The 1,542-nt window shown below is 59.9% G+C and carries 2 protein-coding genes; one reads left to right on the top strand and one right to left on the bottom strand.

Annotated features, from left to right (window positions below; all coding sequences use genetic code 11):
- Positions 1-58: 58 nt before the first annotated feature.
- Positions 59-511, bottom strand: a complete 453-nt coding sequence (locus tag ACW9I6_RS32325; protein WP_457340241.1) for a GNAT family N-acetyltransferase — start codon at positions 509-511, stop codon at positions 59-61.
- 220 nt (positions 512-731) lie between these two features.
- Here ACW9I6_RS32325 and ACW9I6_RS32320 point away from each other — a divergent pair, with 220 nt between their 5' ends.
- Positions 732-1,469, top strand: a complete 738-nt coding sequence (locus tag ACW9I6_RS32320) for a substrate-binding periplasmic protein (RefSeq protein WP_177035279.1) — start codon at positions 732-734, stop codon at positions 1,467-1,469.
- Positions 1,470-1,542 lie beyond the last annotated feature (73 nt).

Here is a 1,542-nt window from a genome sequence, read left to right as displayed (position 1 = left end):
GCATTCCAAAGGTGGAACTCGGTCAAATGTGGGAGCGGGCTTGCTCGCGAAGAGGCCCTCATGCCCGGCGCATGCCTATATGTGGAATGTCATCCTCCAGGTATTCCTCACCCGCCACCACAAACCCGTACCGCCCGTAATACCCCTGCAAATGCGCCTGGGCCGACAGATAGATCGGCACGTCGGGCCACTGTTTCTCTGCCTGCCTGAGGGCCTCATCCATCATCTGGTGGCCCAGCCCGGTACCCCGCGCGCTCGGCGCAACGATCACCCGGCCGATCACCACATCACCACCCTGGGATTCAGGATCCAGCAGGCGCAGGTAGGCCCGCAGTTGACCATCATCCCAGGCCATCAGGTGATGGGTGTCACCGTCCAGGTCCTGGCCGTCGATGTCCTGGTACACGCATTTCTGCTCGACCACGAAGACCTCCGAGCGCAGGCGCAAAATGGCGTACAGCTGCTCCTTGCCCAGGTCACTGTGGTGTTTGCAGACCCATTCGACTGTCATGGTGTTCTCTCGGCTGATTGTCTGGTCAGGATAGTAAGCGCGCGGGAGGCGAGTGTCTAAATTGCGGTTTTTTTGTGAGTGAGATCAATTTGCCATCATTCTCTGCGTGCGACGCTGCCGTCTTTGTGTAATCTGCAGTACAGGCTCATTGATGAGCTACTGTTAAATCCTCGGGTTGCCCCAGAGGTCAGGCCATAGAATGCCCGCCAAGGACTTGAGCATGCCGCGATTTTCTCGTGCCGTTGCTTTGATCGGTTTGTTGTTGCTGGCCCAGGCGGCGGCGGCAGAACGCTTGCGACTGGTGGCGGATGCCTGGCCGCCGTTCACTGACGCCACCCTGGTCAATGGTGGTTTGGCCACCGACATCGTGACCACCGCCCTGGCCCGTGCCGGCTATGCCAGTGAGTTTGAACAGGTGCCCTGGGCGCGGGCGCTGATGGGCGTGGGCGATGGGCGTTACGACGTATTGGTGAACGCCTGGTACGACGATGCGCGTACTCAGTTGGGGCAGTTTTCCGGCGAATACCTGCTCAACCGGGTGCTGTTTCTCAAGCGCCGCGACGATCCCATCGACTACCAGAACCTGGAGCAGTTGCACGACTACCCCGTCGCGGTGGTGCGTGGCTATGCCTATTCAGCGGCGTTCGATGCCGATCCGCAATTGCAGAAAGTCCCGGTGCATAACTTCGCCATGGCCGTGCGCATGCTGGCGGCGCAGCGGGTGCGGCTGACGTTGGAGGACGAATTCGTCGCCCGCTACTACCTGGCTCGGGAGTCCGCCACCGTGCGCAACGCGGTGGAGTTTTTGCCGGTGCCGCTGAGCGAAAACAGCCTGCACATTCTGGTTAGCCTGAAAAATCCTCAGCATCAGCAGATTGTTGCCGGGTTTGATCGGGAGATTGCCAGGATGAAAGTGGATGGCAGTTATGCGCGGTTGATGAAGCAGCACGGGATGTAGTGAGGCTAATGGCCCCTTCGCGAGCAAGCCCGCTCCCACATTCGACCGCATTCCAAAGGTGGAACTCGGCCGA

It is taken from the genome of Pseudomonas sp. SDO5522_S412, assembly GCF_054071215.1.
This window is presented reverse-complemented; position numbering and strand designations above follow the sequence as displayed.